We start from the raw sequence: 25,931 nt of genomic DNA on the forward strand, positions 1-25,931 counted from the left end.
GGGGTCTAATTGGAAACTGATCGACCGCGCCCCATGGCCCAGAGGAAAGGCGGCTTTTGAACGATGTTTCGGATCTTGACCTGCATTCGCCCCCTCGCGGCTGCCTTGGCCGTCCTCTTCCTCGCCACCGCGCTTTTGGCCCAGACGCCACCGGACGAGCCCGAGATATCCGCCCCCGAACAGACCGTCGAAGTTGATCCAACGGCGAGCGACATGCGGATCGGGCGGCGCATAGAGGCCATTTTCGAAGCGACCGGATGGTTCGATGATCCAGCGGTCAGGGTTCGCGACGGCGTTGCTTTTCTACAAGGCACGGCCACGAGCGAGGATCAAAAGAAATGGGCCCGCGATCTGGCGGCGCGCACCGATGGTGTTGTCGCCGTGGTCAATGATATCAGCGTTTACCACACCGTGTCCTGGAGCCTCGCCCCGGCGCGCGCTGAACTCCGACGGATGGCCGAACAGGGGCTTACCGCCCTGCCGCTGGTTCTCTTGGCCCTGCTGATCCTGCCGATCGCATGGGGGCTGGCAAGGCTGATCTCGCGGCTGATGCGGTGGCTGTTGCAAGACCGTATCCACTCGCCGTTTCTGCGCGATTTCATCGCCCGGGCAACCGCGGCCCCGGTATTCCTTCTGGGCGTCTATCTGGTTTTGCAGGTGGCCGGGCTGACCCAATTGGCGCTGTCCATCGTCGGCGGGGCCGGGGTGCTGGGGATCATCATCGGTTTCGCATTCCGCGACATCGCGGAGAACTTTCTTGCCAGCCTTCTACTGAGCATTCGCCGCCCGTTTTCGCGCGGTGATCTGATCCGCGTGGGCGACAGGGAGGGCATCGTGCAAACGATGGATACCCGCAGCACCGTGCTGATTTCCGCCGAAGGCAATCACATCCAGATCCCCAACTCGACGGTTTTCAAAGCCGTGATCGAGAATTTCACAGCCGCCCCTAAGCGCCGGGGCGATTTTCTGGTTGGGATCGGATATGATGCATCTGTCGCTCAAACCCAAACGGTGCTGACAGAGGTCTTGACCGAACATGAGGCGATATTCGCCGATCCCGCGCCCATGGTTCTGGTGGACGCTCTCGGCGCCTCGACCGTGAACATTAAGGTCTATTACTGGTTCGACGGGTGGAAATATTCGCCCCTGAAACTGAAATCGGCCCTGCTGCGGAAAAGCAAGCGCGCCCTGACCGACGCTGGCATCTCGATGCCCGACGAAGCCCGCGAGGTCATTTTCCCAGAGGGCATCCCACTGGTCGAGGCCGAAGAGCCGGTTCAGCCGTCCCGGGCCGAGGATGCCCAGCAACAAAGCACATCACCCTCAAACGCGGAGCCGGCGTTCTCCTCGGCAGACACAGACCTTGCCAGCGAGGCCGAAGAGCTTCAGCAACAAACCGCCCCCATCATCGAAGAGGGTGACACTGATCTGCTGGGGGAGACTGACCCAGCCGGGTCCGAGCGCCACAATACTTGATGGATGCAGGCAGCTTCGGCACCGGCCCGCCAGATGCCACGCGTTCCATCTTGGGCAAATCGGCGGTTCCAGCGCGGGGACTGAAAAATATGGTAGGCCCGGCAGGACTTGAACCCGCAACCAAAGCGTTATGAGCGCTCTGCTCTAACCAATTGAGCTACAGGCCCGCCATGGCGTTTGGGTATGACGCCACAGCCGGGGCGTCAAGACATTAGCTGCACCAAATCATTGCAGTGTGCGGCGCAATACTCTAACTCCGCGCGCAAAGGAAAATGCGCGCCGGGGGCCATGACCATGACGAAATCCGACAACGGAATCACCTATGCCGAAGCAGGCGTGGATATTGACGCAGGCAACGCGCTTGTTGAGCGGATCAAGCCTGCGGCGAAATCCACCGCACGGCCCGGCGTTATGGCCGGTCTCGGCGGCTTTGGCGCGCTGTTCGACCTGAAAGGCGCGGGTTTCACCGACCCGGTGCTGGTCGCCGCGACCGACGGTGTGGGCACTAAGCTGCGCATCGCCATTGATACCGGCAATGTCGACAGCATTGGCATCGATCTGGTCGCCATGTGCGTGAATGATCTCGTCTGCCAGGGGGCTGAGCCGCTGTTTTTCCTCGATTATTTCGCGACCGGCAAACTGGAACTCGACAGTGCCGCGCGGATCATCGAAGGCATTGCCAAGGGCTGTGCCGATTCCGGCTGTGCCCTGATCGGGGGTGAGACCGCTGAGATGCCGGGCATGTATCACGCAGGCGATTTTGATCTCGCGGGCTTCTCGGTCGGCGCGATGGAGCGCGGCACCGAACTGCCGCGCGATGTGAAAGCGGGGGATGTGCTCTTGGGCCTGCCCAGCGACGGGGTGCATTCCAACGGCTATAGCTTGGTCCGCAAGATCGTCGAGCGCAGCGGTCTCGGCTGGGGCGATGATTGCCCCTGGGGCGCGGGCGATCTGGGCAGCGCGCTGCTGACGCCGACGCGGCTTTACGTCAAAGGCGCTGTCGCGGCCCTGCGCGCCGATGCGGTCTCGGCGCTGGCGCATATCACCGGCGGTGGCTTGACCGAGAATCTGCCGCGCGTGCTGCCCGAAGGGCTGGGCGCCGAGATTGACCTCAACGCATGGGAGCTGCCGCCGGTTTTCAAATGGCTGGTCGAGCAGGGTGGCATGGCCGAGGCCGAGATGCTCAAGACCTTCAACGCCGGGATCGGCATGGTCGCGGTGGTTTCCGCCGACAGGTTGGAGGCTGCCAAGGCGGCCTTTGCCGAGGATGGCCACAGCGCCATTGAAATCGGCCGCATCACCGAAGGCGAAGGCGTCTCTTACAAAGGCGCGCTGCTTTGACCAAGCGGATTGCGATTTTCGTCTCGGGCGGCGGCAGTAACATGCGGGCGCTGGTTGAAGATATGACCGGGGACCACGCCGGGCGGCCCTGTCTGGTGCTGTCGAACAATGCAGATGCAGGCGGGATCGCCTGGGCACAGGGGCAGGGGATCGCGACCGAAGTCGTCGATCACCGGCCCTACGGCAAGGACCGCCCGGCCTTCGAGGCGGCCCTGAGTGCCGCGCTTGAGGCCCATGCGCCGGACATCATTTGTCTTGCCGGTTTCATGCGCAAGCTGACCGAAGGCTTCACCGATGCCTGGGCCGGGCGGATGATCAATATCCACCCGTCGCTGCTGCCGAAATACCGCGGGCTGCACACCCATGCCCGCGCGTTGGAGGCCGGCGATACCGAGCACGGCTGCACCGTGCATGAGGTGACCGCCGCGCTCGACGATGGGCCGATCCTTGGCCAGGCGCGCATCTCGGTGCTGCCGGGCGACACGCCCGAGACGCTGGCCGAGCGGGTCTTGGTGCAGGAGCACCGGCTTTACCCCGCCGTGCTGCGCCGGTTTGCGGCGGGCGAGCGGCAACCGGTGATGCTGACGGGGTGACGCTGGTCAAACAGCGGCCCGTGATGTACCTCTGAGGGCAAAGCCCGATGACCGGGCGTATTAACCTGTCAAAGAGCGTTTATGAAAACAATCACCACCACAGCCGACCTCGCCCAATTTTGCGAAGCAGCGGCCCGCCATGACTATGTGACCGTCGACACCGAGTTCCTACGCGAACGGACCTATTATTCCAAACTGTGCCTCGTGCAATTGGCCATGCCGGGCACGGATGACAGCAATGCGGTGCTGGTTGACCCTCTGGCCGAGGGCATTTCGCTTGAGCCGCTTTACGATCTGTTCCGTGATACTTCGGTGGTCAAGGTCTTTCATGCCGCGCGGCAAGACCTTGAGATCTTCTATGTCGATGCCAAAGTCTTTCCCGAGCCGCTGTTCGATACGCAGGTCGCCGCCATGGTTTGCGGCTTTGGCGAGCAGGTGGGTTATGAAACGCTGGTGCGCAAGATCGCGCATCAATCGCTGGACAAGACCTCCCGCTTTACCGATTGGTCGCGCCGTCCGCTGACCGAGGCGCAGAAAACCTATGCGCTGGCGGATGTCACGCATCTGCGCCAGATTTACGAATTCCTTGCCGCCAAGCTGGAGAAAACCGGCCGTGCGCGGTGGGTGGCGGAAGAGTTGGAAAACCTGCTCAGCCCCGAGACCTATGTGACCGAGCCGCAGGATGCGTGGAAACGGGTCAAAACGCGGACAAACTCGCCCAAGTTTCTGGCCATCGTGCGCGAGCTGGCGGCCTTTCGCGAAGACTATGCCCGCAGCCGCAATATCCCCCGCAACCGGGTCTATAAGGACGACGCGCTGGTTGAACTGGCGAGCCTCAAGCCGACGAATGGCGAAGAGCTTAACCGCGCCCGGCTTTTGCTGCGCGATGCCCGCAAGGGGGAGATCGCCGAAGGCATCCTGAAAGCGGTGGCCGCGGGGGTGGCCTGCAAACCCGCCGACATGCCGCAGCCTGATCTGCGGCGCGACAAGCTACAGGTGAACCCTGCGCTGGCCGATCTGTTGCGGGTGTTGTTGAAATCCAAGACCGAAAGCGCCGGAGTTGCCGCCAAGCTGATCGCTTCGGCCGCAGACCTCGATCTGCTGTCGGCGGGGCTGCGCGATGTGCAGGCGCTGCGCGGATGGCGGCATGAGGTCTTTGGCGCCGATGCGCTGCTGCTTTGCGAGGGCAAGATTGCGCTCGCGGCGGACGGCAATGACGTCAAAACGGTTCGGGTCTGACCTTGGACGCCGGGGGCCGCCCACTGTCGGCCGGCACGCCGGCCCGCGCGAAGGCGCTCAGCGGCGGGAGACCAATGCGTTGGTCTGGCCTTCGACCTGAATTTCACGCACGCCGCGCAGGTCTTGATCGGTCAGGCGGCGGCCTGCGATGACCTCGCGCGTGGGCTGGCTGCCCTGCCGTGTCGCCCTGTCGGGGCGGACCCCTTCAAGCCGGTAGGTCAGCACGCCATTCACCGGCAGCTCATCACTATTCGCGGGCGTCAGCTGGACCGAATAAATGCCCTGCCGCGCCGCCAGCCCGGTGGCCCGCACAATCGCGCCCCCCGGCACCGGTTCGACCGTGAGATCGGTGATCTGCTCAATGGGCCGTCCCGCATAGGTAGAGACCTCGGCACGCCGCTGGGCGAAGAGACCGCGCCGCTGGGGAATCAAAGGGTTGCTGCGCGTTTCAGCGTCCATGGCGACCGTTCGCGACGGGCCAAACCAGTTCATCGGGTTCGCCCGGCTGTCGCTGAAACCGCAGGCGGAGAGCAGCAGGGTCGAAGCTGAAAGAGCCATAAATGTCTTGCGCATAAGAACCGCCGTTAATTCGAGTTGTCTTTTGCTACCCCATCACGCCAGCCATGGGAAGGGGGTGGACCTTTGCGCATCGGCATCCTACCTGTCAGCCAGAGCAATTGACCAAAGAGAGAGCCCCCATGGCCACGCCCGCCTTTGAAGAACTGGTCGAGGATTTCGAGTTTTTGGACGAGTGGGAAGACCGCTATCGCCATGTGATCGACCTTGGCAAAGCGATGGACCCGCTGCCCGAAGCCCTGCGCGTGCCCGCGACAAAGGTCGAGGGCTGTGCCAGTCAGGTCTGGCTTCATGCCCAGTTCGACGACGGCAGGCTTCATTTCGACGGCGCCAGCGACGCGATGATCGTGTCCGGGCTGATCGCGGTTTTGCGCAGGCTATTCAACGGCTTGACCCCGGCGGAGGTCGGCAGGGTCGATGCCAAGGCGGAACTGGCGCGGCTGGGGTTGAACGACCATCTTTCGGCGCAGCGGTCCAACGGCTTGCGGGCGATGATCGAACGCATTCGGGAAACCGCCGCCCAGGAAGCCTAAGCGGTCAGAGCGTCTTCAGCGTCCTTTCCAGATCGCCATAGCCGGTGAAGCGACGCTCAAACGCGAGCCCCAGACGACGCGCGCAGTCGCGCGCTTTCTCGGTCAGCGCGGGATCATCTGTCTGCGCCTGATAGACCAGTTTTTCATAATTGCCAAAATACATGTCGCGCAGTTCGGGGTGCCGGTCCAGCCCCATGGGTTTGATGATAAAAGCCTCGAACTGCCGCACCAGAAAATCGGTGAGATAGAAGGTCGTGATCTCATCTTCCGCGGTTTTGGCAAAGCTCTCGTTGCCCTGAAAAAAACTGTAGCAATGCGGCCCCGCGACCATCTGCACGCCCATCTCCTTGCAGGCCTGTTCCAGCCCGCCGCCGGTGCCGCAATCCGCATAGACGACAAAGAAGTCCTCATAATCGCCGCGATGTTTCGCGATGGTGTCGCGCACCGCCTCGGTGATTTTTTCGGGGTAAAGGTGATATTTCGCGGGCAGACAGGTCAGATCCAAATGGGTCCAGCCATTGGCTTTCTTCAGATCTAGGATTTCCCGCGCCAAAGCCCCGCAGGCGATCAGCAAAATCCGACCCGCGCGGGTAGGGGCCAGCCCTTCATCCGTGAGGGTCCGGTCGTCTGGGGTTACGCTTTCAGACATGGCCTTACCTTTGCATCCGGTCCCCGCCGCGCCCGGCGGGGACAGTCACAGGGGGACAGTCACATAGGGCCGCGGGCTCAGGCGGTGACGGCGGAGTTGTGCTTGCGCCCCATCCATTCTTTCGCCGTTTCCACCGCCACGGCGGCGTCGCGGCAATAGGCATCGGCGCCGATGGCCTTGCCAAACTCCTCGTTCAGCGGCGCGCCGCCCACGAGCACGATATAGTCATCGCGGATGCCCTGTTCGACCAGCGTGTCGATCACGACTTTCATATAGGGCATCGTCGTGGTCAGCAGGGCGGACATGCCGAGGATATCCGGGCCTTCCGATTCCATCGCCTCAAGATAGGCTTCGACCGAGTTGTTGATGCCCAGATCGACCACCTCAAACCCGGCGCCTTCCATCATCATGCCGACGAGGTTCTTGCCGATGTCGTGAATGTCGCCTTTCACCGTGCCGATCACCATCTTGCCCACACGCGGCGCACCGGTTTCCACCAAAAGCGGTTTCAGGATCGCCATGCCGCCTTTCATCGCATTGGCGGCCAGCAGCACTTCGGGCACGAACAGAATGCCGTCGCGGAAGTCGGCACCGACAATCGTCATGCCGCCAACCAGCGCTTTGGTCAGAATGTCATAGGGTTCCCAACCGCGCTCCAGGAGGATGTTCACACCTTCCTGGATCTCTTCTTTCAGACCGTCATAAAGGTCGTCGAACATTTGCTGAACAAGCTCTTCGTCGTCCAACTCGGAGAGGATGATATCGTCTTCTTCTGACATGGTATTTCCTTCTGCTGGGCGTGCAGGTGCTCGGCACTTGCGCCCTTGTCTCACGGAACGGATGGGGCGGGACCACGGTTTGCGACATGGTCCACGCCTTGCGCGACGTGTTTGGCTGAAACTACCTTATTTTGCGGTGTGAGGACAAGGGTTTGGGCAGTGATACTTGCGCGTGTTCGCGCAATGTTCTAGCGTTCTTTCATGGATAGAGAGGATCAGCGATTCCGTGTCTTGGGCCGGGCGGCGGGCAGCAATGATGCGGGCCGGTTTGAGCGGCATCGCCGCGTCGCCGAAGACGATGGTTGGGCGCGCGAGGACGTGTTGCCGGTGCTGCGCACGCAGACCAGCATCGAGGTGCCGCGCCGGGTGATCACCTATAACCGCTCGCCCGATCTGCCGTTCGACCGGTCGATCAACCCCTACCGGGGCTGTGAACATGGCTGCGTCTATTGTTTCGCCCGGCCCAGCCATGCCTATCTGGGTCTTTCGCCGGGTCTGGACTTTGAAACGCGTCTGATCGCACGCCCCGATGCGCCCGAGGTTTTGGCGCGGGAGTTGCGGTCGAAACGCTATGCGGTGGCGCCCATCGCCATTGGCACCAATACCGATCCCTATCAACCGATCGAAAAGACCCATGAGATCATGCGCCGTTGCCTTGAGGTTCTGTCCAAGGCCAATCACCCGGTCGCCATTGTCACCAAGGGCAGCCTGATCGAGCGTGACATCGACATTCTGGGCGATATGGCCGCGCGCGGCTTGGCGGCGGTGGGGGTTTCCGTCACCACGTTGGACGCGCGGTTGAGCCGTTTGATGGAGCCCCGTGCCCCCGCGCCGCAGCGGCGCTTGCAAATGATCCGGCGTTTGGCAGAGGCGGGCATCCCGCTGCGGATCATGGCCTCGCCGATGATCCCCGCGCTGACCGATCCGGAATTGGAAGCGATCCTGACCGCCGGTCGTGATGCCGGGGCGCGTCATGCCAGTTGGATCATGCTGCGCCTGCCGCGCGAGGTCTCGCCCTTGGTGCAGGACTGGCTGGCCACGCATTATCCCGACCGGGCCGAGCGGATCATGGCGCGGCTGCGTGATATGCATGGGGGCAAGGAATATGACGCGGCCTGGCACCGCCGGATGCGGGGCGAAGGGCCCTATGCGCAGATGGTGGCGCAACGCTTTGATCTGGCGGTGAAACGTCTGGGGTTGGCGCGCAGCGGGGTGCCGCTGCGCTGTGATCTTTTCCGCCCGCCTGAAGTTGAGACGGATCAGCTAAGCCTGTTCTGACTTAGCCCCGGCGCCGCCCGCGCCGCGGGCCCCGGGTCGGGGCATTGCCATCGGTGCCATCGCTTTCAGAGGAGAAGGGGCCGATCTCTTCGGCGATCTGCTCCAGGGTCGGGGCCGGGCCTTTCTCGGTGCTGTCGAGCGCGGCGCGCATGGCGACAAGGTGCTCGGGCAGGGTGCCGCAGCAGCCGCCGATGATGCTGGCCCCGGCATCGCGGGCCATGGTGGCATAGCGTGCCATCAACTCGGGCGTGCCGTCATAATGGATGTGACCTTCGACATATTTCGGAATGCCGGCATTGCCCTTGGAGATGATCGGCAGCGTGCCATTCTTGGAGGCAAAACCGAGCACCGTGCGCAGCAGGTCCGACGCGCCGGTGCCGCAGTTGGCGCCATAGGCCAGCGGCGGGTTGTCCAGCCCATGCACCAGATCGACCATGCCTTCCGAGGTCAGCCCCATCATGGTGCGCCCGGCGGTGTCGAAACTCATCGTGCCGCACCAGTCGAGCCCCGCCAGCGCAAAGCCTTCGGCCGCCGCGCGGTATTCTTCGGGCGCCGAGATGGTTTCAAGCCAGCCAATATCCGCCCCTCCGGCCTTGAGGCCATCGGCGGTCTCGTGGAACATCTCGACCGCGAGCGCATGGGTGAGGGTGCCGACCGGCTCCATGATCTCGCCCGTGGGGCCAACGGAGCCTGCGACCAGCACCTTGCGCCCGGCGGTATCCGCCACTTCCCGCGCCAGCTCGGCAGAGACGCGGCTCAGCTCATGCACGCGGGCTTGTGCATCATGCAGCTTGAGCCGTGCGGCATTGGCGCCGAAAGAATTGGTCAGGAACAGATCGCTGCCGGAGTCCACGGCGAAACGGTAGAGCTTTGTGATCTTTTGCGGCTCATCCGTGTTCCACAGTTCAGGCGCATCGCCCGACATCAGCCCCATATTGAACAGGTTTGTGCCTGTCGCACCGTCGGCGAGCAACGTACCTTTCTCTGCCAGAAGATCGGTGAATGCGTTGCTCATAGGAGGCTCCTTAGGGGGTCAGTTGGATTCGCCTGATGTCATGATGCTAATATGGGGGCAACCTCATTATATTCATCTTCATTATGAGGCACCGCCGAAGGGGCGGGATGATTACATTCGGCCGTTCCAGTCTTACCCTCAGCTATGTCCGACAAGATTAGAGGAAGGGGCCCGTCCAAACGGTTAAGCCTCGCGCGGGTAAAGGCAAAAACCCCGCCTTTCGACGCGGGAAAGGCGGGGTTTCTATGTGCGATTTATCGAAGTTCGCGCGGCCTGTCGCGCTCTAACGTTAGTCCATCTCGCGCATCAGCTGCGCTTTGGCTTCGGCCGACAGGGCCTTCATCTTGGCGCGAATGGTCGCCTCATCCGCCTTGTCGCCGAGATCGCCCGAGACCTTGCGGAACACATCTTCGTCACCCGCCTCTTCAAAGTCCGAGCGCACGACCTCTTTGGCGTAATCCTCTGCATCGCTGCCGGATTTCCCCAAAAGCTCCGCCGCCCAAAGACCCAGCAATTTGTTGCGCCGCGCCTCTGCGCGGAACTGCATATCCGCGTCATGGGCGAATTTGCTCTCAAAGGCGTTCAGGCGGTCATCAAAGCTACTCATGGGACGCTCCAGCGATTGTTGTGATCCCTTCAATATGCGTCTGCGCTGACCTTCGCACAAGAGCGGGCCGAAAGGCATGCGCCCTGCTTGCAGCATCAGAGTGGTTGCACTAAGAGAAGCGCAAGCGGCGGGGATGTTCCCGGCCCCCTGTTGGAAAGGATGCCCATGGCCCGGCGCAACAAGATCTACGAAGGCAAGGCAAAGATCCTCTATGAAGGTCCCGAGCCCGGTACGATCGTTCAATATTTCAAAGACGACGCAACGGCCTTTAACGCCGAGAAGAAAGCCACGATCGAAGGCAAGGGCGTGTTGAACAACCGCCTGTCCGAGTTCTTTATGACCGGGCTGAACAACATCGGCGTGCCGACGCATTTCATCAAACGGCTGAACATGCGCGAACAACTGGTCCGTCAGGTCGAGATCATTCCGCTGGAAGTGATCGTGCGCAACTATGCCGCCGGTTCCATGTCCAAGCGCCTCGGCATCGAAGAGGGCACGCAGCTGCCGCGCCCGATTGTTGAGTATTCCTACAAGGACGACGCACTTGGCGATCCGCTGGTCACCGAAGAGCATATTGCCGCCTTTGGCTGGGCCAGCCAGCAGGACATGGACGATATCCTGAGCCTCGCGCTGCGGGTCAATGACTTCATGTCGGGCGTGATGATGGCCGTCGGCATCAAGCTGGTGGATTTCAAGATCGAGATTGGCCGCGTTTATGACGGTGATTTCCAGCGTCTGATCGTGGCGGATGAGATCAGCCCCGACAGCTGCCGCCTGTGGGACATCGAGACCGGCCAGAAGCTCGACAAGGACGTGTTCCGCCGCGATCTGGGCTCGCTCACCGATGCCTATACCGAAGTGGCCAAACGTCTGGGCGTCATGCCCAAGAACAACGCGCCGGTGTCCAAGCCGACGCTGATCAACTAACGCGGCTTCGCCGTTCAATTTGCAGATGTTACAAAGGGGTGTCGCGCCATGAAAGCACGGGTGCATGTGATGCTGAAGAACGGGGTGCTGGACCCTCAGGGCGAAGCCGTCCGCCACGCGCTCGGAGCCTTGGGCTTTGACGGGGTGAACGGTGTGCGTCAGGGCAAGGTGATCGAGTTGGACCTCGCCGAGGGCACCTCTGAAGCCGATGTGGCCGCGATGTGCGAAAAGCTCTTGGCCAATACGGTGATCGAATCCTATACGGTGGAGCTGGGCTGATGCATGCAGCGGTAGTCGTCTTTCCGGGGTCCAATTGCGACCGCGACCTTGCCGTCGCCTTTGAGGCAGCGGGCGCCAAAGTGTCGATGGTCTGGCACAAGGACAGTGAGCTGCCGCAGGGCGTGGACATCGTCGGCGTGCCGGGCGGCTTCTCCTACGGCGATTACCTGCGCTGCGGGGCCATCGCGGCGAAATCTCCGATCTGTCGCAGCGTGGCGGCCCATGCAGAGCGCGGCGGCTATGTGCTGGGGATCTGCAACGGCTTTCAGGTCCTGACCGAAACCGGCCTGCTGCCGGGGGCGCTGCTGCGCAACGCGGGGCTGAAGTATATCTGCAAGACCGTCGGGCTGAAGGTGGAGACCACGGCCAGCGATTATACCAGCGGCTATGCGGCGGGTCAGGTGATCGACATTCCGATTGCCCACCACGATGGCAATTATTTTGCCGATGCCGAGACCATCGCGCGGCTGCGCGGCGAAGACCTCGTGGCCTTCAGCTATGCCGAGAACCCCAATGGCGCGCAGGACGATATTGCCGGTATCCTGTCAGAGAACCGCCGCGTGCTGGGCATGATGCCGCACCCGGAGCGGGCGGCGGATCAGGCCCATGGCGGCACGGATGGGGCGGCGCTCTTCCGCACATTGACCGGCGCGCTCGAAACCGTGTGACTTGAGTGCATCGGCCTTAGGGCCTAGATTGACCCGATGACCGATGCCTCCCGAACCCTTCGCAATACCATGGCCGTGTCCTGGCGGGTGCGGATTGCCATTGGGCTGTTGATGGTCTTGGCGGTGGTGACGATCTCGATCACCAACAAGCTGCTGACCGACCGGTTTACCGAGAGCACCCGCAACCGCGCCGAACTGCGCATCGCGCTCTACAGCGGCAACCTGCTGGCCGAATTGCGCCAGAACGCCATCGTGCCGCAACTTCTTGCCCGCGACCCCACATTGATCGGCGCGCTGCAATCGGCGGATTATTCGCTGTCGACCCAGCGGCTGATCTCCTTTGTGGAGGAGATCGGCGCCGCCTCTTTGATGCTTTACGATATCGACGGGCGCACGGTGGCGGCGACGGACCGCAACAAGCTGGGCTCGGCGCATAAATCCGAAGCCTATTTCGTGGATGCGATCCGCTCCAACGCGACGATCTTTACCACGATCGAACGCGAGCAGGGGGGCTACCGCTTTCTTTATTCCCGGCGGATTCAATCGGGCGGCACGACCCTTGGGGTGATCGCCGTCGAGGTGGATCTGCAGAAGTTCGAGCGGGCTTGGGCGGGGATTTCCGACGCCGTCATCGTCATGGACAGCACCGGGGAGATCATCCTCGCGACGGAGCCACGCTGGCGCGGCCTGACCGAGCCCGAAGCCCTGTCCAACCGCACACCCCAAAGCGCCATTGAGCGGGCCATTCAAGCCACCACCGACTGGACCGCCTTGCCGCCCGACGCCTATCTACAGGGCGAGGCAGTGATGCGGCTCGAAAGCCGGATCCCGTTCCGCGGCTGGCGGATGAGCAGTTATACCACCTATGCCTCGGTGCGCGAAAAAGTGAATGGTGTCTTGGCTTTGGAGGTCATGGGCTTTGCCATCCTCCTGGCCTTGGCATTCTATTTCCTCAGCCGGCGCACGGCAGGGCGGCTGGCGATTTTCCAAAGGGAATCGGCCAAGCTGCGGGCGCTGAACCTTGCCTTGCAGCGCGAGATTGCCGAGCGCAAACGCGTGCAGCAGACCCTCGCGGTGGCCGAACAGACCTTGGAGCAATCCTCGAAACTCGCGGCCTTGGGGGAAATGTCGGCGGCCGTGAGCCATGAGTTGAACCAACCGCTGGCCGCGATGAAGACCTATCTGGCGGGGGCGCGCCTGCTGTTGCAGCGCAACCGTCAGGACGAGGCGCTGTCTTCCTTTGGCCGGATCGACGATCTGATCGAACGGATGGGCGCGATCACCCGGCAGCTGAAATCCTATGCCCGGAAGGGGCAGCAGGCCTTTTCCCCGGTCGATATGGGCGCGGCGCTGGCCTCTGCCCTGTCGATGATGGAACCGCAGCTGCGCCAGCGTCAGGTTGAGATCAGCCGGATCCTGCCCGACACGCCTGTGATGGTCATGGGGGACCGGATGCGGATCGAGCAGGTCTTGGTGAATCTTCTGCGAAATGCGTTAGATGCGACAAAATCGGAACGAAACCCGCAGGTGGACATTATACTATCAGCGGGGGAGACGGCGACATTGACCGTGCGCGACAATGGCCCGGGGATCGAGGATTTGGATGCGCTGTTCGAACCTTTCTACACGACCAAACAGCCCGGCGACGGTGTCGGGCTGGGTCTTGCCATTTCTTCGGGGATCGTGAACGACCTCGGCGGACGGCTGACAGCGCGCAACGGCCAGAACGGTGGTGCTGTATTTGAAATGCAACTGCCTATATTGGCAGATGAAACGAAGATCGAAGCGGCGGAGTGAACGCATGGCTCAGGCAATGAAAATCGCGATTGTGGATGACGAACAGGACATGCGGCAGTCCATCAGCCAATGGCTCGCCCTGTCGGGCTATGACACGGAGACCTTTGGCAGCGCCGAAGATGCGCTGAAGACCCTGGGGCCGGATTACCCCGGCATCGTCATTTCCGACATCAAGATGCCGGGCATGGACGGGATGCAGTTTCTGAAAAAGCTGATGGGCAGCGACTCGGCCCTGCCGGTCATCATGATCACCGGCCATGGCGATGTGCCGATGGCGGTAGAGGCGATGCGGGTCGGGGCGTTTGATTTCCTCGAAAAACCCTTCAACCCCGACCGGATGAGCGAGCTGGCCAAGAAGGCCACCAACGCGCGCCGTCTGGTGATGGACAACCGCGCCCTGCGCCGCGAATTGTCGGACGGCGGGCAGCTGATGAAAAAGCTCATCGGCCAGTCGCCGGTGATGGAACGGCTGCGCGAAGATATTCTGGATCTGGGCCAGGCCGACGGCCATGTGCTGATCGACGGTGAGACCGGCACCGGCAAGACGCTGGTGGCCCATGCGCTGCATGCCGTGGGCAGCCGGGCGGGTAAGAAATTCGTGCTGGTGTCCTGTGGCGCCTTGGAAGAGGACGCGTTGGCCAAACGGCTCTTTGGCCCGATGCAGCCCGAGGATGCCCAGCTGCCGGCGATTGAGGAAGCCCGGGGCGGGACGCTGGTGCTTGAGGATATCGAGGCGCTCTCCGAACAGCTTCAGGCGCGTTTACTCAGTGCGATCAACGAGCAAGGCACCCCCGCAGAGACCCGGATCGTGGCGATCTCGAACCTGCAAGAGGCCGGGCGCACGTCGGAAGATGCGCTGCGCTCAGACCTCTTTTACCGCCTCGCGGCGCTGCGGATCACCGTGCCGCCGCTGCGCCAGCGGGGCGAGGATATCCTGACGCTCTTCACCCGCCTTAGCGATCAGTTTGCCGATGAATATGGCTGCGAAGCGCCGCAGGTCTCGGCGCAGGAGGCGGCCCAGCTGCTGCAGGCGCCATGGCCCGGCAACGTACGGCAGTTGATCAATGTGGCCGAACGGGCCGTGCTGCAATCGCGGCGCGGGTCGGGCACCATTGCCTCGCTTTTGATGAGCGATCACGATGAGATGCAGCCGGTGATGACCACCGAGGGCAAGCCGCTGAAAGAATATGTCGAAGCCTTTGAACGCATGCTGATCGACAATACCATGCGCCGCCACAAAGGCTCTATCGCCAGCGTGATGGATGAGCTTTGCCTGCCGCGCCGGACCTTGAACGAGAAGATGGCGAAATATGGTTTGCAGCGGTCGGATTACCTCTGACCGCCGAATGCAGCGCGGGGGTTAACCGCTGCGCTGCTCGACGATCTCAATCGCTTTGCCGCTGTCATCGGTGATGCAGGCCCAGCTGCCGCCGCCCGGCACATCGACGATATGGCGGTAAAGTTCAACCACGGGACGCGAGGTGTTGATGGTCGCCCCAGACATGCCGCTTGTTTTGGCCACCGCCGCCACACAGCTTTTCTGGCCGCGCAACTCCGCCAGGGCCGCCGGGTCATCCGCCACCGCGATCTCATCGCAAGCGGCGAGCCCCAGAAGGGCGATAAGGAGCGCGGGGCGCGGAGAGATTGGCATGGGCTCGGGTCCTTCAAAACAGGCTGCCATGACGCTTTGTCAGGCAAATCTAATCTGCCGCCGGGTCATCTGGTCAGCGACAGAACGACTGTTTCTAAGGCCAGGCGCCTTGTCAACATGGTCAAACTATTGCGCATTTGAGTGTTGCGCTTTCGATTGTCCATTGTGTTTCACCCCTAAAAGCCCTTAACTAGACAGATAAGTTCTGCGCTGCCCGACAGGCGCGTAGGAACTTGGACAGTTTCGCTGCCGCGCCACTTCGACCCGAAGGGCAGGCAGACCGATTGGGCCGGATACGGCCGAAGAACCGCTGATATTCGCGAGGGTTAGCCCAGACGAAGCGCAGCTCATTTAATGGATGCAAGCAGCCAGACTGCCTTGCGTCGGAGAAGAACCGCGATGACGCGCGCAGATGCTCAGAGCAGACAGACCGGGGCCGCAACTGGCCCTGCTGTAGCCGCGTCCTCCATCGCCCTGACAAGACACAACTCTCAGCCCGATGCCCCGCCAGGGGCTTTCCGCGCGCGGGTGTTGTGCATAATGGATCTATGTCTAAGAAAATGCTTATCGATGCCACCCACGCCGAGGAAACTCGCGTCGTGGTCGTGGATGGAAATAAAGTCGAAGAGTTCGATTTTGAATCTGAGAACAAACGCCAGCTAGCTGGCAATATCTACCTCGCCAAGGTGACACGGGTCGAGCCGTCGCTGCAGGCTGCCTTTGTGGACTATGGCGGCAACCGCCATGGCTTCCTCGCTTTCTCGGAAATTCACCCTGATTACTATCAGATTCCCGTGGCCGACCGTCAGGCGCTGCTGGAGGAAGAGCGCGCCTATGCCGAAGCGCAGGCCGCCAAGGATGAAGAGGACGAGAAGCCCAAACGCACCCGTTCCCGCTCGCGCAGCCGCTCCAAGACCCAGGCCGCCGAGACCAAGAGCGATGACGCGGTGGCCATCGCCGAGATCGCGGAAGACAGCAGCGACCAGATCGCCGGGATGGAAACGGTTGACCTCGACAGCGAAGAGGGCAGTTCGCCCATGGAGCGGGTCGCGGAGACACCGGTGGAAGAGCCCGAGGCCGATGGCGATGAGGCGGATACATCCGAGGCCAGCGCCGCTGCGGAGCCCAAGGCCGAAGAGAGCGATGCCGAGGCGCCGAAGGGCGGCGAGAACGCTGCGGAGGCGACCAAGGGCGCTGGTGCAAAGGGTGACGACACCGATGGTGACGACGCCAAGGGTGACAGCGCCAATGGCGACGACACCAATGGCGACGACACGGATAGCGACACCGCGGGCAGTGATGCCGCGGCGAAGGATGATTCCATCGAATCCGTCGCGGACGAAGACGACAGCGAAGACATTCGCCCCCTGCGCAAACCACGCCCGCGCCGCTATAAAATCCAGGAGGTGATCAAGGTCCGCCAGATCCTTCTGGTGCAGGTCGTCAAGGAAGAGCGCGGCAACAAGGGGGCCGCGCTGACCACCTACCTCAGCCTCGCGGGCCGCTACTGCGTGCTCATGCCCAATACCGCGCGGGGCGGTGGCATCAGCCGCAAGATCACCAATGCCGCCGACCGGAAGAAGCTGAAGGAAATCGCCACCGAGATCGAGGTGCCGAAAGGTGCGGGCCTGATCGTGCGCACCGCCGGTGCCAAACGCACCAAGGCCGAGATCAAGCGCGACTATGAATATCTCCAACGCCTCTGGGAGCAGATCCGCGAGCTGACGTTGAAATCCATCGCGCCGGCCAAAATCTACGAGGAAGGCGACCTGATCAAACGCTCGATCCGCGACCTTTACAACCGCGAGATCGACGAGATTCACGTCGAGGGCGAGCGTGGCTACCGTATCGCCAAGGACTTCATGAAGATGATCATGCCGTCCCATGCCAAGAACGTGAAGCTCTACAATGAAACCCTGCCGCTTTTCGCCCGCTATCAGGTGGAAAGCTACCTCTCGGGCATGTTCAACCCGACGGTGCAACTGCCCTCGGGCGGCTATATCGTGATTGGGGTGACCGAAGCGCTGGTGGCGATCGACGTGAACTCGGGCCGGGCCACCAAGGAAGGTTCGATCGAGCAGACCGCGACCAAGACCAACCTCGAAGCCGCCGCCGAAGTGGCGCGACAGCTGCGTCTGCGCGACCTTGCGGGGCTGATCGTCATCGACTTCATCGACATGGATGAGCGCAAGAACAACGCCGCCGTCGAAAAGATGATGAAAGAAAAGCTCAAGACCGACCGCGCGCGCATTCAGGTGGGCCGCATCTCGGGCTTTGGCCTGATGGAAATGTCGCGCCAGCGTCTGCGCCCCGGCATGATCGAGGCGACGACCCAGCCCTGCCATGCTTGCCACGGCACCGGTCTGGTGCGGTCGGACGACAATCTTGCGCTGTCGATCATCCGCCAGATCGAAGAGGAGGGCACCCGCCGCCGCTCGCGCGAAGTGCTGGTGCGTGCCCCTGTGGGCATCGCCAATTTCCTGATGAACCAGAAGCGGGAACATATCGCGCATATCGAAATGCGCTATGGTCTGTCGGTGCGGATTGAGGGCGATCCCTCCTTGGTCAGCCCCGATTTTAACATCGAGAAATTCAAGACCGCCACCCGCGTCGTGCCGCCTGCGTCGGATCATGTCGTCTCGGTCGATACCTCGCTGATGGATCAGATCGACGAAGATGAAAACGCGGCGGAAGCCGAAAGCGCAGAAGCCCCCGCCGCTCAGGACGCCAGCGCGTCCCAGAACGGCAATGGCAACGGTGAAGAGGGCGAGGGCGAAGGGAAATCCAAGCGCCGCCGCCGTCGGCGTCGCAGCCGCGGGGGTCGCGGCCGCAATGGCAATGGTGACCAGCAGAATGGCGCAGAAGACCAGAACAACGGTCAGCAGCAGGAGGCAGCACCGGCGGATCAAGCTGAGAAGAACCAGCCGGTAGCGGCGGAAGCCCCTCAGACCGAGGGGGAGGCCACGGTGGAAGCGACGCCCGACGCCGAGGAGAAGCCCAAGCCCAAAAGCCGCAGCCGCTCGCGCAAGCCCAAGGCGGATGTGGCCCCCGAGGCTGAACCCGCGCCGGAAGCGATTGCTGCGGCGCAGGGGGAAGACCCTCAGGCCAGCGCCGAAGTGGCCGCGGAGGAAAAGCCCAAGCCGAAAGCAAAGCGCAGCCGGACCAGCCGGGCCAAGAAACCCGCCGCCGATGCGCCGGCGGAGGAACCCACCGCCCCCGAGTCCGCCCCGGCAGAGGAAGCAAAGCCCAAGCCGAAACGCCGCAGCCGTGTCAAGGCGAAGCCGGTCGAGCCGGCTGTGGAGGAGACGCAAGAGACGGTGAGCGACGCGCCGCAGGTTGAAACCCCGGAGCCGGCAGCAACGCCCGCCGCTGAAGAGCCGAAGGCCGAGCCGGCAACGGCGACCGCAGCCGAAGAGCCACAGGCCGAGCCGGCAGCAACGCCCGCGACCGAAGAGCCAAAGCCCGAGCCGACAACGGCGACGGAGGCAGAAGACGCCGCGGCAGCAGATGCCACGCCGGAGCCCGCCGCCGTGCCGGTGCCGGAACAGGCCGCCGAGCAGGTGGACCAGCAGCCTGCCGAGAAACCCAAGCCCAAACGCCGGGGCTGGTGGTCGCTGGGCGGCTAAACGGGATCTCATGAAAGACAAACGGCGGGCTATGCAGCCCGCCGTTTTCTTTTGGCCCGCCCGGCGCGTTGCAGAGATGGCGCTAAAGGATGCGCCTAGCCGCCTTTGGTAATGATGTAGAGTTCGGCGCCGGCCTCAGCTCGACTGTCCGTCAGAACATGGCCCGCCTCGGCGCAGAAATGCGGAACATCGACCACGGCGGCAGGATCATCGGCGCGCAGGTGCAACTGATCGCCCGGCGCCAGCGCCGCCAATCTCTTGCGTGCTTTCAACACGGGCAGGGGGCAGAGCAGCCCTGTGGCGTCAAGTTTCTCAATCTTCATAGGTTCAGTTAATCCAACTGTTTCAGGAGGTCCACGACCTTGTGACAATATGACAGGTGACGCCGCCGCGCGGGCAAGCTAGGAACAGGCTATGTTTGATATTAGCCTTCTCGATGCCGGGCTTCTGCCGGCCATGACCATCGCCTTGATCGCGGGGATCTTCAGCTTCCTGTCGCCCTGCGTGTTGCCCATCGTGCCGCCCTATCTGGCCTATATGGGAGGGGTCTCGATCAATGATATGTCGAGCCAGCGCGCGGCGCGGCGCCGGGCGGTGGTGGCGGCCTTGTTCTTTGTGCTGGGGCTTAGCACGGTCTTTGTCTTGCTTGGCTTCACCGCCTCGGCCTTCGGGATGTTCTTTCTGCAGAATCAGGTGCTTTTCGCCAAGATCTCCGGCGTGGTGATCATCATCTTTGGCCTGCATTTCCTCGGTCTCTTCCGCATCCCCTTCCTTGATCAGGAAGCGCGGCTGGACGCGGGTGACAAGGGCGGGTCAAGTTTTGGGGCCTATGTGCTGGGGCTGGCTTTCGCCTTTGGCTGGACCCCCTGCATTGGCCCGCAACTGGGCGCCATCCTGTCCCTGGCTGCCAGCGAAGCCTCGGTCTCGCGCGGGACCCTGCTCTTGGGGATTTACGCCGCGGGGCTGGGCATTCCTTTCCTGCTGGCCGCCTTGTTCATCACCCGCGCGATGACCGTGATGAACCGGATCAAACCCCATATGAAGCTGATTGAGCGGATCATGGGCGGGCTCTTGGTCCTCGTCGGGCTGGCGCTGTTGACGGGGGCCTTTACCAGCTTCTCCTTCTGGCTGCTTGAGACCTTCCCGGTGCTTTCCCTCGTGGGATGAAGCCTTAATCTTGCCCTGAATTGCGGCTAGACTGTGCCCGAGGATAATTGGGGCAAGCGCATGAATACAGGGCAGATCGGCCGGACATCTGCGGTCAAAAGGCGGCGGGTGTTCTATATTCCGGGCTATGACCCTATTCACCCGCGCCGCTACCGCGAGCTCTACCGTAAGGAGGCCGCGGCGCAGGGAAAGATTTCGGGCTATGAGATCGCCTTGAAGCCGAAAGCGGGCAAGGGCAACTACGGCTGGAACGTCCGGGCGCAGATCGACGGGCAGGCGGTCACCGCTCAGGTCGATGTGCTGCTGTGGTCAGATATCGTGCGCCAAAGCATGCGCAGTTCGATCCCCGCGACCTATTGGCAACTGCTGTACACCGCATGGGTCTATATCGGCTCCGGCGCGCTTTGGCGGCTGATGCGGCTGCGCAAGGGGCCGGTGATTGCGGCGCTCTACCCGGTGGGGATGTTGCTCATGCAGGCGCTGCTGGCGCTGGCCGTCTGTGCGGTTGTGTACCGGCTTCATGGGCTGCTGAGCGAGCACTGGGCGGCACAGGTGCTTTTCGCTTTCGCCGGGGCGGCGTTGGCGGTGGGGCTGTTGCGCTGGTTCAAAAAGAAGGATGGCAAGCTCTTTGCCTATTACCTGATGCATGACTACGCCTATGCAGCCCGCACCCGCGGCGCGAACACGCCGGAGCTGGAGGCCCGGATGGCGCGCTTTGCCGATGATATTGCCGAGGCGCTGGCAGAGGATCTGGATGAGGTGCTGGTGGTCGGCCATTCCTCGGGCGCGCATCTGGGGGTGTCGGTGCTCGCAGATTTGATCCGCGCGGGCAGGGTGCCCCAAAACGGGCCGGCCTTGGGGTTTTTGACGTTGGGGCAGGTGGTGCCGATGCTGTCTTTCCTGCCCAAAGCCCATCGCTTGCGGGCCGATCTGGCCTATCTGTCCGCGCGGGATGAACTGGCCTGGGTCGATGTGACCGCGCCGGGCGATGGCTGCGCCTTTGCGCTTTGCGATCCGGTCGCGGTCTCGGGGGTGGCGCCGCAGGGCAAACGCTGGCCGCTGGTGTTCTCGGCGGCTTTCACTCAGACCCTGAGCCCGGCGCGTTGGAAAGCGCTGCGCTGGCGGTTTTTCCGGCTGCATTTCCAGTATCTCTGCGCCTTTGACCGGCCGCGCGACTATGACTATTTCCAGATCACCGCGGGGCCACGGACTTTGGCGGCGCGCTATGCGGGGCGTCCGGCGTCCAAATCCCGCATTGACCATGCAATCAGCAAATTCACCTCTGTCGCCGCATGAGCCAGCCGCCCAAACCCCCGGCACGGCCGGACCGCGTGTCGCTCTGGCGCTATGCAAAGCTGTTTCGCCAGGACATTCTTTCTGCGCAGCCGGCGCGGCTCTATCGGGCCTGGATGGCGGAGTTCAAGACGCCCTTCTTTCGCAGCTATCTGATGAACCAGCCGGATTTGGTCAAAACGGTGCTGAAAGAGCGGCCCGGCGATTTCCCCAAATCGGACCGCATCAGCGAAGGTCTGCGCCCGCTGCTGGGCAATTCCGTTTTCCTGACCAACGGGGCGGCCTGGCAGCGGCAACGCCGCATTATCGACCCCGCCTTTGAGGGCGGCCGCCTGCGCGAGACCTTCCCGCGATGTGGGAGGCCGCCGAGGCAATGGCGCGGCGGCTCGAAGGGCAGGTCGGCAAAACCGTTGAGATTGAAGCGGAAACCAGTCACGCCGCTGCGGATGTGATCTTTCGCACCCTGTTCTCATTGCCCATCGAGCATGAGGTCGCCCGCGCGGTTTTCGATGAATTCCGCAACTACCAGCGCAGCCAGCCGATCCTGAACCTCGGGGCGTTTCTGCCCCTGCCGCGCTGGATGCCGCGTCTGTTCCGCAGGGATACCCGCGCAAGCGCGGCGCGCATCCGGTCCTTGATCACCGCGCTGACCCGAGACCGGATGGCGCAGATCAAGGCGGGGCAGGCGCCCGATGATCTGGCCACCAAGATCATGACCCAGGTCGATCCGGTCACCGGGGAGACTTTTGACACTGAGGAAATGGTGGATCAGGTGGCGATCTTCTTCCTCGCGGGCCATGAGACCAGCGCCTCGGCCCTGGCCTGGGCGCTTTATCTGATGGCGACGCATCCGGAGTGGCAGGAACGGCTCAGCGCCGAAGCGCAGACCTTGGACCGCTGCGATTTTGCGGTGATGTCGAAGCTCAAGCTTAGCCGCGATGTCTTTCGCGAGGCGCTGCGGCTCTACCCGCCCGTCCCGATGATGGTGCGCGAGACCAGATGCCCAGAGAGCTTCCGCGACCGCGCGGTGAAAACGGGGGCGCAGTTGGTGCTGAGCCCCTGGCATTTGCATCGACATGAACGGCTCTGGGACAATCCCGATGGTTTCGATCCGACCCGCTGGCAGAGCGAGAATGGCAAGACATGTCAGCGCGACGCCTATATCCCGTTCTCTGCCGGGCCGCGGGTTTGCACTGGGGCGGGTTTTGCCATGGTGGAAGGGCCGCTGATCCTCTCGCGCATCCTGCGGGACTTTCAAGTGACGGCACAGCCAGACCGGGTGCCGGTGCCGGTGGCGCATCTGACGGTCCGGTCAGATAAGGGCATTTGGTTAGCGCTATCAAAGCGCTAGCTCCTATCATCGTCTGTGGCTTTGAATTAGAAACGCTGGAAACGGAATCAAACACAGGATGTGGATCACATGGGCTACGATAAGGCGCAACTTGAGCAGATGGGCAGCGGCAAAGGGTTTATTGCGGCGCTTGACCAATCGGGCGGATCCACCCCCAAGGCGCTGAGCCTTTATGGTGTGGAGCCGGGCGATTACAACGGTGACGAAGAGATGTTCAAAGCCGTGCATGACATGCGCGCACGGATCATTCTGGCGGATGACTTCACCTCGGACAAGGTGATCGGCGCGATCCTTTTTGAGCGGACCATGGACGATACGATCAACGGCAAACCGGTGGCGCAGCTGCTCTGGGAAGACCGGGGTGTCGTGCCTTTCCTCAAGATCGACAAGGGTCTCGAAGAGACCAGCAACGGCGTTCAGATGCTGAAGCCGATCATGGAGATCGACGATCTGCTGGCACGCGCGGTGAAGCACGGGATCTTTGGCACCAAGGAACGCTCGGTCATTCACGAGGCCAATGAGAACGGCATCGCCGCCGTGGTGGCCCAGCAGTTTGAGCTTGCCCGTCAGGTCTGTGCCGCGGGTCTGGTGCCGATCATCGAGCCTGAGGTGAACATTCGTTCCGAGAGCAAGGCGGAGGCCGAGGATATTCTGCTGGCCGAGTTGCAAAAGAACCTTGATGCGCTGCCCGAAGGCGAGATGGTGATGCTGAAGCTGACCCTGCCGAGCAAGGCAGGGCTTTATGACGGGCTGGCCGATCACGACAATGTGCTGCGCGTGGTGGCGCTTTCGGGCGGCTATTCGACGGCTGAAGCCTGTGAGCTTTTGAGCAAGAACCCGAAGATGATCGCCAGCTTTTCGCGGGCCTTGACCGAAGGGCTGAATGTTAAGATGTCTGACCAGGAGTTTAACGAAGCGCTCGGTCAGAATATCAGCAAGATTTACCAAGCCTCGGTCGCTTGAGCGGAATTTTTTGAAAATTCCGAGGCCGTTTTCTTTTAAAGAAAACGGCTATGCGATCCGCCGGATGGGTTCTCGATTGCAAAAGATGATGACCTGTCCGGCGTTTTCCACCGCTTGATAGCCGCGGCGCTTGAGCTCAGCCTCGAAAGCGCTGCGGCCGACGAACCTTTCGATATCCCGCGCCTTGCGTCGAATGACCTGTCCTTTGATCGCCGCGCGGGACGAAAAGATGTCGTTTAGCCAGATCGCGGGGCATAGGGGCGAAGCATAGGTCATGCCCGCAGCCTAGGCTCAACTTGGTAAACGTTCCTTTAAGGCGCGCAGCACAAAGAGCCGGATGGCACTGGCAAGACCGAGATCAAGCCCGCGCTCGGCGTCGATTTCCGCCACCAGCGCATTGATCGGCATGCCCCGCGCGGCGGCAATGGCGCGGAACTCATCCCAGAACTCATCTTCGAGAGAGATTGAGGTGCGGTGGCCCCGAAGGGTCACCGAATGTTTGCGGGGCCGCGCGCTCATGTCTCGCGTTTATGCGCGTCGAGCGACGCCTTGGTCTGGGCGGCGCTTTTTCGCGCCGACTCTTTCTCGGCCTTGCTGCGCCCAAAGCGCAGCGCATTCTCATCCGCCTGAACCCGGCGCGCGGCAAGGCCGCGTGCCTTTCTCGCCTTGTTCAGGTTGATGGGCTGGCTCATTTCGGGCCGATCATGTTTTCAGGGCGCACCACACGCTCGAAAGTTTCGGCATCGACAAAGCCAAGGGCAATCGCCTCTTCCTTCAGCGTGGTGCCGTTCTTATGCGCGGTCTTGGCGACCTTGGTGGCGTTGTCATAGCCGATCTCGGGCGCCAGGGCCGTGACCAGCATCAGCGACTCGCGCATCAGCTTTTCGATCCGGTCCGCATCGGCCTTGAGGTCATCCACCAGATTGTCGGTGAAGGCCGAGGCCGCGTCGCCCAAAAGCTGCATGGATTGCAGAACGTTATAGGCCATCATCGGCTTATAGACGTTGAGCTCGAAATGGCCCTGGGACCCGGCGAAACCGACGGCGGCGTCGTTGCCCATGACGTGGATACAGACCTGCGTCAGCGCCTCACATTGGGTCGGGTTCACCTTGCCCGGCATGATCGAGGAGCCCGGCTCATTCTCGGGCAGGATCAGCTCGCCCAGACCGCAGCGCGGGCCGGAGCCCAGCAGGCGGATGTCATTGGCGATCTTGAACAGCGAGGCCGACACGGTCTTCAGCGCGCCAGAGATCTCGACCATCGCGTCATGGGCGGCGAGGGCTTCGAATTTATTCGGCGCGGTGACGAAGGGCAGGCCGGTGATCTCTGCCATGTTATGCGCCACGGTCTCGGCCCAGCCCTGTTTGGTGTTCAGGCCCGTGCCCACGGCGGTGCCGCCTTGGGCCAGCTCATAGATGCGGCCAAGCGCGTCCCGCACACGGGCGATGCTCATGGCGACCTGATGGGTGTAGCCAGAAAACTCCTGAGACAGCGTCAGCGGCGTCGCGTCCTGCGTATGGGTGCGGCCGATCTTGATGATCCCGTCGAACTCCTCGACCTTCTTTTGCAGCGCGCTGTGCAGCTTTTCCAGCCCCGGCAGCAACACGTCACGCGCGGTCATCGCAGTGGCGATATGCATGGCGGTGGGGAAAGTGTCGTTTGAGGACTGGCCCATGTTGCAATGGTCATTGGGGTGCACCGGGTCTTTCGAGCCGATGGTGCCGCCCATCAGCTCAATCGCGCGGTTGGCGATGACCTCATTGGCGTTCATGTTCGACTGGGTGCCGGAACCGGTCTGCCAGACGACGAGCGGGAAGTTGTCGTCGAACTTGCCCTCAAAGACCTCGCCAGCAGCCTGAATGATGGCCTTGCCGCGTTCCTCGTCCAGCGAGCCCTGGGCCACATTCGCCTGCGCACAGGCTTTCTTGATCACACCAAGCGCCCGCACAATGGCGATGGGCTGCTTTTCCCAGCCGATCGGGAAGTTCATGATCGACCGCTGCGTCTGCGCGCCCCAGTATTTGTCGGATGGGACCTCAAGCGGGCCAAAGCTGTCGGTTTCGGTGCGGGTATCGGCCATTTGCGGCTCCTGCTGTGACTTAACTATTGCCCAGCGGTGTACC

26 protein-coding genes, 1 tRNA gene and 1 pseudogene are annotated in these 25,931 nt (G+C 62.3%); 16 read left to right on the top strand and 12 right to left on the bottom strand.

Going from position 1 to position 25,931, the window contains the following annotated elements:
• The first annotated feature begins 63 nt into the window (after positions 1-63).
• Positions 64-1,476, top strand: coding sequence for a mechanosensitive ion channel domain-containing protein (locus AB4M76_RS09585; protein ID WP_368441602.1), 1,413 nt, complete (start codon positions 64-66; stop codon positions 1,474-1,476).
• A gap of 90 nt (positions 1,477-1,566) precedes the next feature.
• Here AB4M76_RS09585 and AB4M76_RS09590 read toward each other — a convergent pair.
• Positions 1,567-1,643, bottom strand: a tRNA-Ile gene (locus tag AB4M76_RS09590).
• Positions 1,644-1,770: 127 nt separating this feature from the next.
• Between AB4M76_RS09590 and purM the strand changes: the two genes are divergently transcribed.
• The 3 genes from purM (at position 1,771) to rnd (ending at position 4,649) form a co-directional block, all read left to right on the top strand.
• Entirely contained in the window at positions 1,771-2,817 is a 1,047-nt protein-coding gene (gene purM, locus AB4M76_RS09595; protein ID WP_368441603.1) for a phosphoribosylformylglycinamidine cyclo-ligase, read from the top strand.
• Complete coding sequence (gene purN, locus AB4M76_RS09600; RefSeq protein WP_368441604.1) at positions 2,814-3,410, top strand: phosphoribosylglycinamide formyltransferase; 597 nt, start codon at positions 2,814-2,816, stop codon at positions 3,408-3,410. Before purM ends, purN begins: the two co-directional genes overlap by 4 nt.
• Positions 3,411-3,491: 81 nt before the next feature.
• Positions 3,492-4,649, top strand: coding sequence for a ribonuclease D (rnd, locus tag AB4M76_RS09605; RefSeq protein ID WP_368441605.1), 1,158 nt, complete (start codon positions 3,492-3,494; stop codon positions 4,647-4,649).
• 57 nt (positions 4,650-4,706) lie between these two features.
• Here rnd and AB4M76_RS09610 read toward each other — a convergent pair whose 3' ends face one another.
• Entirely contained in the window at positions 4,707-5,222 is a 516-nt protein-coding gene (locus AB4M76_RS09610; RefSeq protein WP_368441606.1) for a hypothetical protein, read from the bottom strand.
• Between the two features lie 125 nt (positions 5,223-5,347).
• Here AB4M76_RS09610 and AB4M76_RS09615 point away from each other — a divergent pair, with 125 nt between their 5' ends.
• Entirely contained in the window at positions 5,348-5,758 is a 411-nt protein-coding gene (locus AB4M76_RS09615; protein ID WP_368441607.1) for a SufE family protein, read from the top strand.
• Between the two features lie 4 nt (positions 5,759-5,762).
• Here AB4M76_RS09615 and AB4M76_RS09620 read toward each other — a convergent pair whose 3' ends face one another.
• Together AB4M76_RS09620 and AB4M76_RS09625 are read right to left on the bottom strand one after the other, a co-directional pair.
• A complete protein-coding gene (locus AB4M76_RS09620; protein ID WP_368441608.1) occupies positions 5,763-6,407 on the bottom strand; it encodes a DUF1638 domain-containing protein in 645 nt (214 codons plus the stop codon).
• Positions 6,408-6,484: 77 nt separating this feature from the next.
• Positions 6,485-7,186, bottom strand: a complete 702-nt coding sequence (locus tag AB4M76_RS09625; RefSeq protein ID WP_368441609.1) for a corrinoid protein — start codon at positions 7,184-7,186, stop codon at positions 6,485-6,487.
• Between the two features lie 201 nt (positions 7,187-7,387).
• Between AB4M76_RS09625 and AB4M76_RS09630 the strand changes: the two genes are divergently transcribed.
• Positions 7,388-8,464: a PA0069 family radical SAM protein gene (locus AB4M76_RS09630; RefSeq protein ID WP_368441610.1), complete on the top strand. Its 1,077-nt coding sequence runs from the start codon at positions 7,388-7,390 to the stop codon at positions 8,462-8,464.
• Position 8,465: 1 nt separating this feature from the next.
• Here the strand turns inward: AB4M76_RS09630 and bmt are convergent, their stop codons facing one another.
• The gene (gene bmt / locus AB4M76_RS09635) at positions 8,466-9,479 is read right to left on the bottom strand and encodes a betaine--homocysteine S-methyltransferase (protein ID WP_368441611.1); all 1,014 of its coding nucleotides are present in this window, start codon (positions 9,477-9,479) and stop codon (positions 8,466-8,468) included.
• A 289-nt stretch (positions 9,480-9,768) separates the two neighbouring features.
• Positions 9,769-10,086 carry a DUF1476 domain-containing protein gene (locus AB4M76_RS09640; RefSeq protein ID WP_368441612.1) on the bottom strand — a complete coding sequence of 106 codons (318 nt, stop codon included), beginning with the start codon at positions 10,084-10,086 and terminating at the stop codon, positions 9,769-9,771.
• Positions 10,087-10,251: 165 nt separating this feature from the next.
• Here AB4M76_RS09640 and purC point away from each other — a divergent pair, with 165 nt between their 5' ends.
• From purC to AB4M76_RS09665, 5 genes are read left to right on the top strand one after another with little or no spacing between them, the layout of a single operon-like run.
• Complete coding sequence (gene purC / locus AB4M76_RS09645; protein ID WP_368441613.1) at positions 10,252-11,013, top strand: phosphoribosylaminoimidazolesuccinocarboxamide synthase; 762 nt, start codon at positions 10,252-10,254, stop codon at positions 11,011-11,013.
• A 48-nt stretch (positions 11,014-11,061) separates the two neighbouring features.
• Positions 11,062-11,292 (top strand): phosphoribosylformylglycinamidine synthase subunit PurS, encoded by a 231-nt coding sequence (purS, locus tag AB4M76_RS09650; protein WP_368441614.1) that lies wholly within the window; start codon positions 11,062-11,064, stop codon positions 11,290-11,292.
• Positions 11,292-11,960, top strand: coding sequence for a phosphoribosylformylglycinamidine synthase subunit PurQ (gene purQ / locus AB4M76_RS09655; protein WP_368441615.1), 669 nt, complete (start codon positions 11,292-11,294; stop codon positions 11,958-11,960). The genes purS and purQ overlap by 1 nt, the downstream gene beginning before the upstream one ends.
• 36 nt (positions 11,961-11,996) lie before the next feature.
• A complete protein-coding gene (locus tag AB4M76_RS09660; protein WP_368441616.1) occupies positions 11,997-13,757 on the top strand; it encodes an ATP-binding protein in 1,761 nt (586 codons plus the stop codon).
• Between the two features lie 4 nt (positions 13,758-13,761).
• Positions 13,762-15,096: a sigma-54-dependent transcriptional regulator gene (locus AB4M76_RS09665; RefSeq protein WP_368441617.1), complete on the top strand. Its 1,335-nt coding sequence runs from the start codon at positions 13,762-13,764 to the stop codon at positions 15,094-15,096.
• Positions 15,097-15,117: 21 nt separating this feature from the next.
• Here the strand turns inward: AB4M76_RS09665 and AB4M76_RS09670 are convergent, their stop codons facing one another.
• On the bottom strand, positions 15,118-15,408 hold the full coding sequence (locus tag AB4M76_RS09670; protein WP_368441619.1) for a hypothetical protein: 291 nt from the start codon (positions 15,406-15,408) through the stop codon (positions 15,118-15,120).
• A 548-nt stretch (positions 15,409-15,956) separates the two neighbouring features.
• Here AB4M76_RS09670 and AB4M76_RS09675 point away from each other — a divergent pair.
• Complete coding sequence (locus AB4M76_RS09675) at positions 15,957-19,034, top strand: Rne/Rng family ribonuclease (protein WP_368441620.1); 3,078 nt, start codon at positions 15,957-15,959, stop codon at positions 19,032-19,034.
• Between the two features lie 95 nt (positions 19,035-19,129).
• Here AB4M76_RS09675 and AB4M76_RS09680 read toward each other — a convergent pair whose 3' ends face one another.
• Positions 19,130-19,357, bottom strand: coding sequence for a sulfurtransferase TusA family protein (locus AB4M76_RS09680; RefSeq protein WP_368441621.1), 228 nt, complete (start codon positions 19,355-19,357; stop codon positions 19,130-19,132).
• A 91-nt stretch (positions 19,358-19,448) separates the two neighbouring features.
• Here AB4M76_RS09680 and AB4M76_RS09685 point away from each other — a divergent pair, with 91 nt between their 5' ends.
• From AB4M76_RS09685 to AB4M76_RS09700, 4 genes and pseudogenes are all read left to right on the top strand, one after another.
• Positions 19,449-20,201: a cytochrome c biogenesis CcdA family protein gene (locus tag AB4M76_RS09685; RefSeq protein ID WP_368441622.1), complete on the top strand. Its 753-nt coding sequence runs from the start codon at positions 19,449-19,451 to the stop codon at positions 20,199-20,201.
• 60 nt (positions 20,202-20,261) lie between these two features.
• Positions 20,262-21,497, top strand: a complete 1,236-nt coding sequence (locus tag AB4M76_RS09690) for a hypothetical protein (protein WP_368441623.1) — start codon at positions 20,262-20,264, stop codon at positions 21,495-21,497.
• Positions 21,494-22,845, top strand: a pseudogene (locus AB4M76_RS09695) (cytochrome P450). Before AB4M76_RS09690 ends, AB4M76_RS09695 begins: the two are co-directional and overlap by 4 nt.
• Before the next feature lie 69 nt (positions 22,846-22,914).
• A complete protein-coding gene (locus AB4M76_RS09700) occupies positions 22,915-23,808 on the top strand; it encodes a fructose bisphosphate aldolase (RefSeq protein WP_368441624.1) in 894 nt (297 codons plus the stop codon).
• A 48-nt stretch (positions 23,809-23,856) separates the two neighbouring features.
• Here AB4M76_RS09700 and AB4M76_RS09705 read toward each other — a convergent pair whose 3' ends face one another.
• From AB4M76_RS09705 to fumC, 4 genes are read right to left on the bottom strand one after another with little or no spacing between them, the layout of a single operon-like run.
• A complete protein-coding gene (locus AB4M76_RS09705) occupies positions 23,857-24,084 on the bottom strand; it encodes an N-(5'-phosphoribosyl)anthranilate isomerase (protein ID WP_174858446.1) in 228 nt (75 codons plus the stop codon).
• A 15-nt stretch (positions 24,085-24,099) separates the two neighbouring features.
• Positions 24,100-24,327: a ribbon-helix-helix domain-containing protein gene (locus AB4M76_RS09710; protein ID WP_368441625.1), complete on the bottom strand. Its 228-nt coding sequence runs from the start codon at positions 24,325-24,327 to the stop codon at positions 24,100-24,102.
• Complete coding sequence (locus AB4M76_RS09715) at positions 24,324-24,500, bottom strand: DUF4169 family protein (protein WP_368441626.1); 177 nt, start codon at positions 24,498-24,500, stop codon at positions 24,324-24,326. Before AB4M76_RS09715 ends, AB4M76_RS09710 begins: the two co-directional genes overlap by 4 nt.
• The gene (gene fumC / locus AB4M76_RS09720) at positions 24,497-25,888 is read right to left on the bottom strand and encodes a class II fumarate hydratase (protein WP_368441628.1); all 1,392 of its coding nucleotides are present in this window, start codon (positions 25,886-25,888) and stop codon (positions 24,497-24,499) included. Before fumC ends, AB4M76_RS09715 begins: the two co-directional genes overlap by 4 nt.
• Positions 25,889-25,931 lie beyond the last annotated feature (43 nt).

Origin of the sequence: Sulfitobacter sp. PS-8MA (genome assembly GCF_040933935.1) — a bacterium.
GTDB lineage: Bacteria > Pseudomonadota > Alphaproteobacteria > Rhodobacterales > Rhodobacteraceae > Sulfitobacter.

Excerpts from the sequence above, each read along its gene's own strand:
- purM (WP_368441603.1), top strand. The coding sequence starts at position 1,771 with ATGACGAAATCCGACAACGGAATCACCTATGCCGAAGCAGGCGTGGAT.
- AB4M76_RS09680 (WP_368441621.1), bottom strand. The coding sequence starts at position 19,357 with ATGAAGATTGAGAAACTTGACGCCACAGGGCTGCTCTGCCCCCTGCCC.
- AB4M76_RS09710 (WP_368441625.1), bottom strand. The coding sequence starts at position 24,327 with ATGAGCGCGCGGCCCCGCAAACATTCGGTGACCCTTCGGGGCCACCGC.
- AB4M76_RS09690 (WP_368441623.1), top strand. The coding sequence starts at position 20,262 with ATGAATACAGGGCAGATCGGCCGGACATCTGCGGTCAAAAGGCGGCGG.
- AB4M76_RS09685 (WP_368441622.1), top strand. The coding sequence starts at position 19,449 with ATGTTTGATATTAGCCTTCTCGATGCCGGGCTTCTGCCGGCCATGACC.
- AB4M76_RS09610 (WP_368441606.1), bottom strand. The coding sequence starts at position 5,222 with ATGCGCAAGACATTTATGGCTCTTTCAGCTTCGACCCTGCTGCTCTCC.
- AB4M76_RS09630 (WP_368441610.1), top strand. The coding sequence starts at position 7,388 with ATGGATAGAGAGGATCAGCGATTCCGTGTCTTGGGCCGGGCGGCGGGC.
- AB4M76_RS09665 (WP_368441617.1), top strand. The coding sequence starts at position 13,762 with ATGGCTCAGGCAATGAAAATCGCGATTGTGGATGACGAACAGGACATG.
- fumC (WP_368441628.1), bottom strand. The coding sequence starts at position 25,888 with ATGGCCGATACCCGCACCGAAACCGACAGCTTTGGCCCGCTTGAGGTC.
- bmt (WP_368441611.1), bottom strand. The coding sequence starts at position 9,479 with ATGAGCAACGCATTCACCGATCTTCTGGCAGAGAAAGGTACGTTGCTC.
- AB4M76_RS09705 (WP_174858446.1), bottom strand. The coding sequence starts at position 24,084 with ATGACCTATGCTTCGCCCCTATGCCCCGCGATCTGGCTAAACGACATC.
- AB4M76_RS09660 (WP_368441616.1), top strand. The coding sequence starts at position 11,997 with ATGACCGATGCCTCCCGAACCCTTCGCAATACCATGGCCGTGTCCTGG.
- AB4M76_RS09700 (WP_368441624.1), top strand. The coding sequence starts at position 22,915 with ATGGGCTACGATAAGGCGCAACTTGAGCAGATGGGCAGCGGCAAAGGG.
- AB4M76_RS09670 (WP_368441619.1), bottom strand. The coding sequence starts at position 15,408 with ATGCCAATCTCTCCGCGCCCCGCGCTCCTTATCGCCCTTCTGGGGCTC.
- AB4M76_RS09620 (WP_368441608.1), bottom strand. The coding sequence starts at position 6,407 with ATGTCTGAAAGCGTAACCCCAGACGACCGGACCCTCACGGATGAAGGG.
- purS (WP_368441614.1), top strand. The coding sequence starts at position 11,062 with ATGAAAGCACGGGTGCATGTGATGCTGAAGAACGGGGTGCTGGACCCT.
- purQ (WP_368441615.1), top strand. The coding sequence starts at position 11,292 with ATGCATGCAGCGGTAGTCGTCTTTCCGGGGTCCAATTGCGACCGCGAC.
- AB4M76_RS09615 (WP_368441607.1), top strand. The coding sequence starts at position 5,348 with ATGGCCACGCCCGCCTTTGAAGAACTGGTCGAGGATTTCGAGTTTTTG.
- purC (WP_368441613.1), top strand. The coding sequence starts at position 10,252 with ATGGCCCGGCGCAACAAGATCTACGAAGGCAAGGCAAAGATCCTCTAT.
- AB4M76_RS09585 (WP_368441602.1), top strand. The coding sequence starts at position 64 with ATGTTTCGGATCTTGACCTGCATTCGCCCCCTCGCGGCTGCCTTGGCC.
- AB4M76_RS09675 (WP_368441620.1), top strand. The coding sequence starts at position 15,957 with ATGTCTAAGAAAATGCTTATCGATGCCACCCACGCCGAGGAAACTCGC.
- AB4M76_RS09715 (WP_368441626.1), bottom strand. The coding sequence starts at position 24,500 with ATGAGCCAGCCCATCAACCTGAACAAGGCGAGAAAGGCACGCGGCCTT.
- AB4M76_RS09625 (WP_368441609.1), bottom strand. The coding sequence starts at position 7,186 with ATGTCAGAAGAAGACGATATCATCCTCTCCGAGTTGGACGACGAAGAG.
- AB4M76_RS09640 (WP_368441612.1), bottom strand. The coding sequence starts at position 10,086 with ATGAGTAGCTTTGATGACCGCCTGAACGCCTTTGAGAGCAAATTCGCC.
- rnd (WP_368441605.1), top strand. The coding sequence starts at position 3,492 with ATGAAAACAATCACCACCACAGCCGACCTCGCCCAATTTTGCGAAGCA.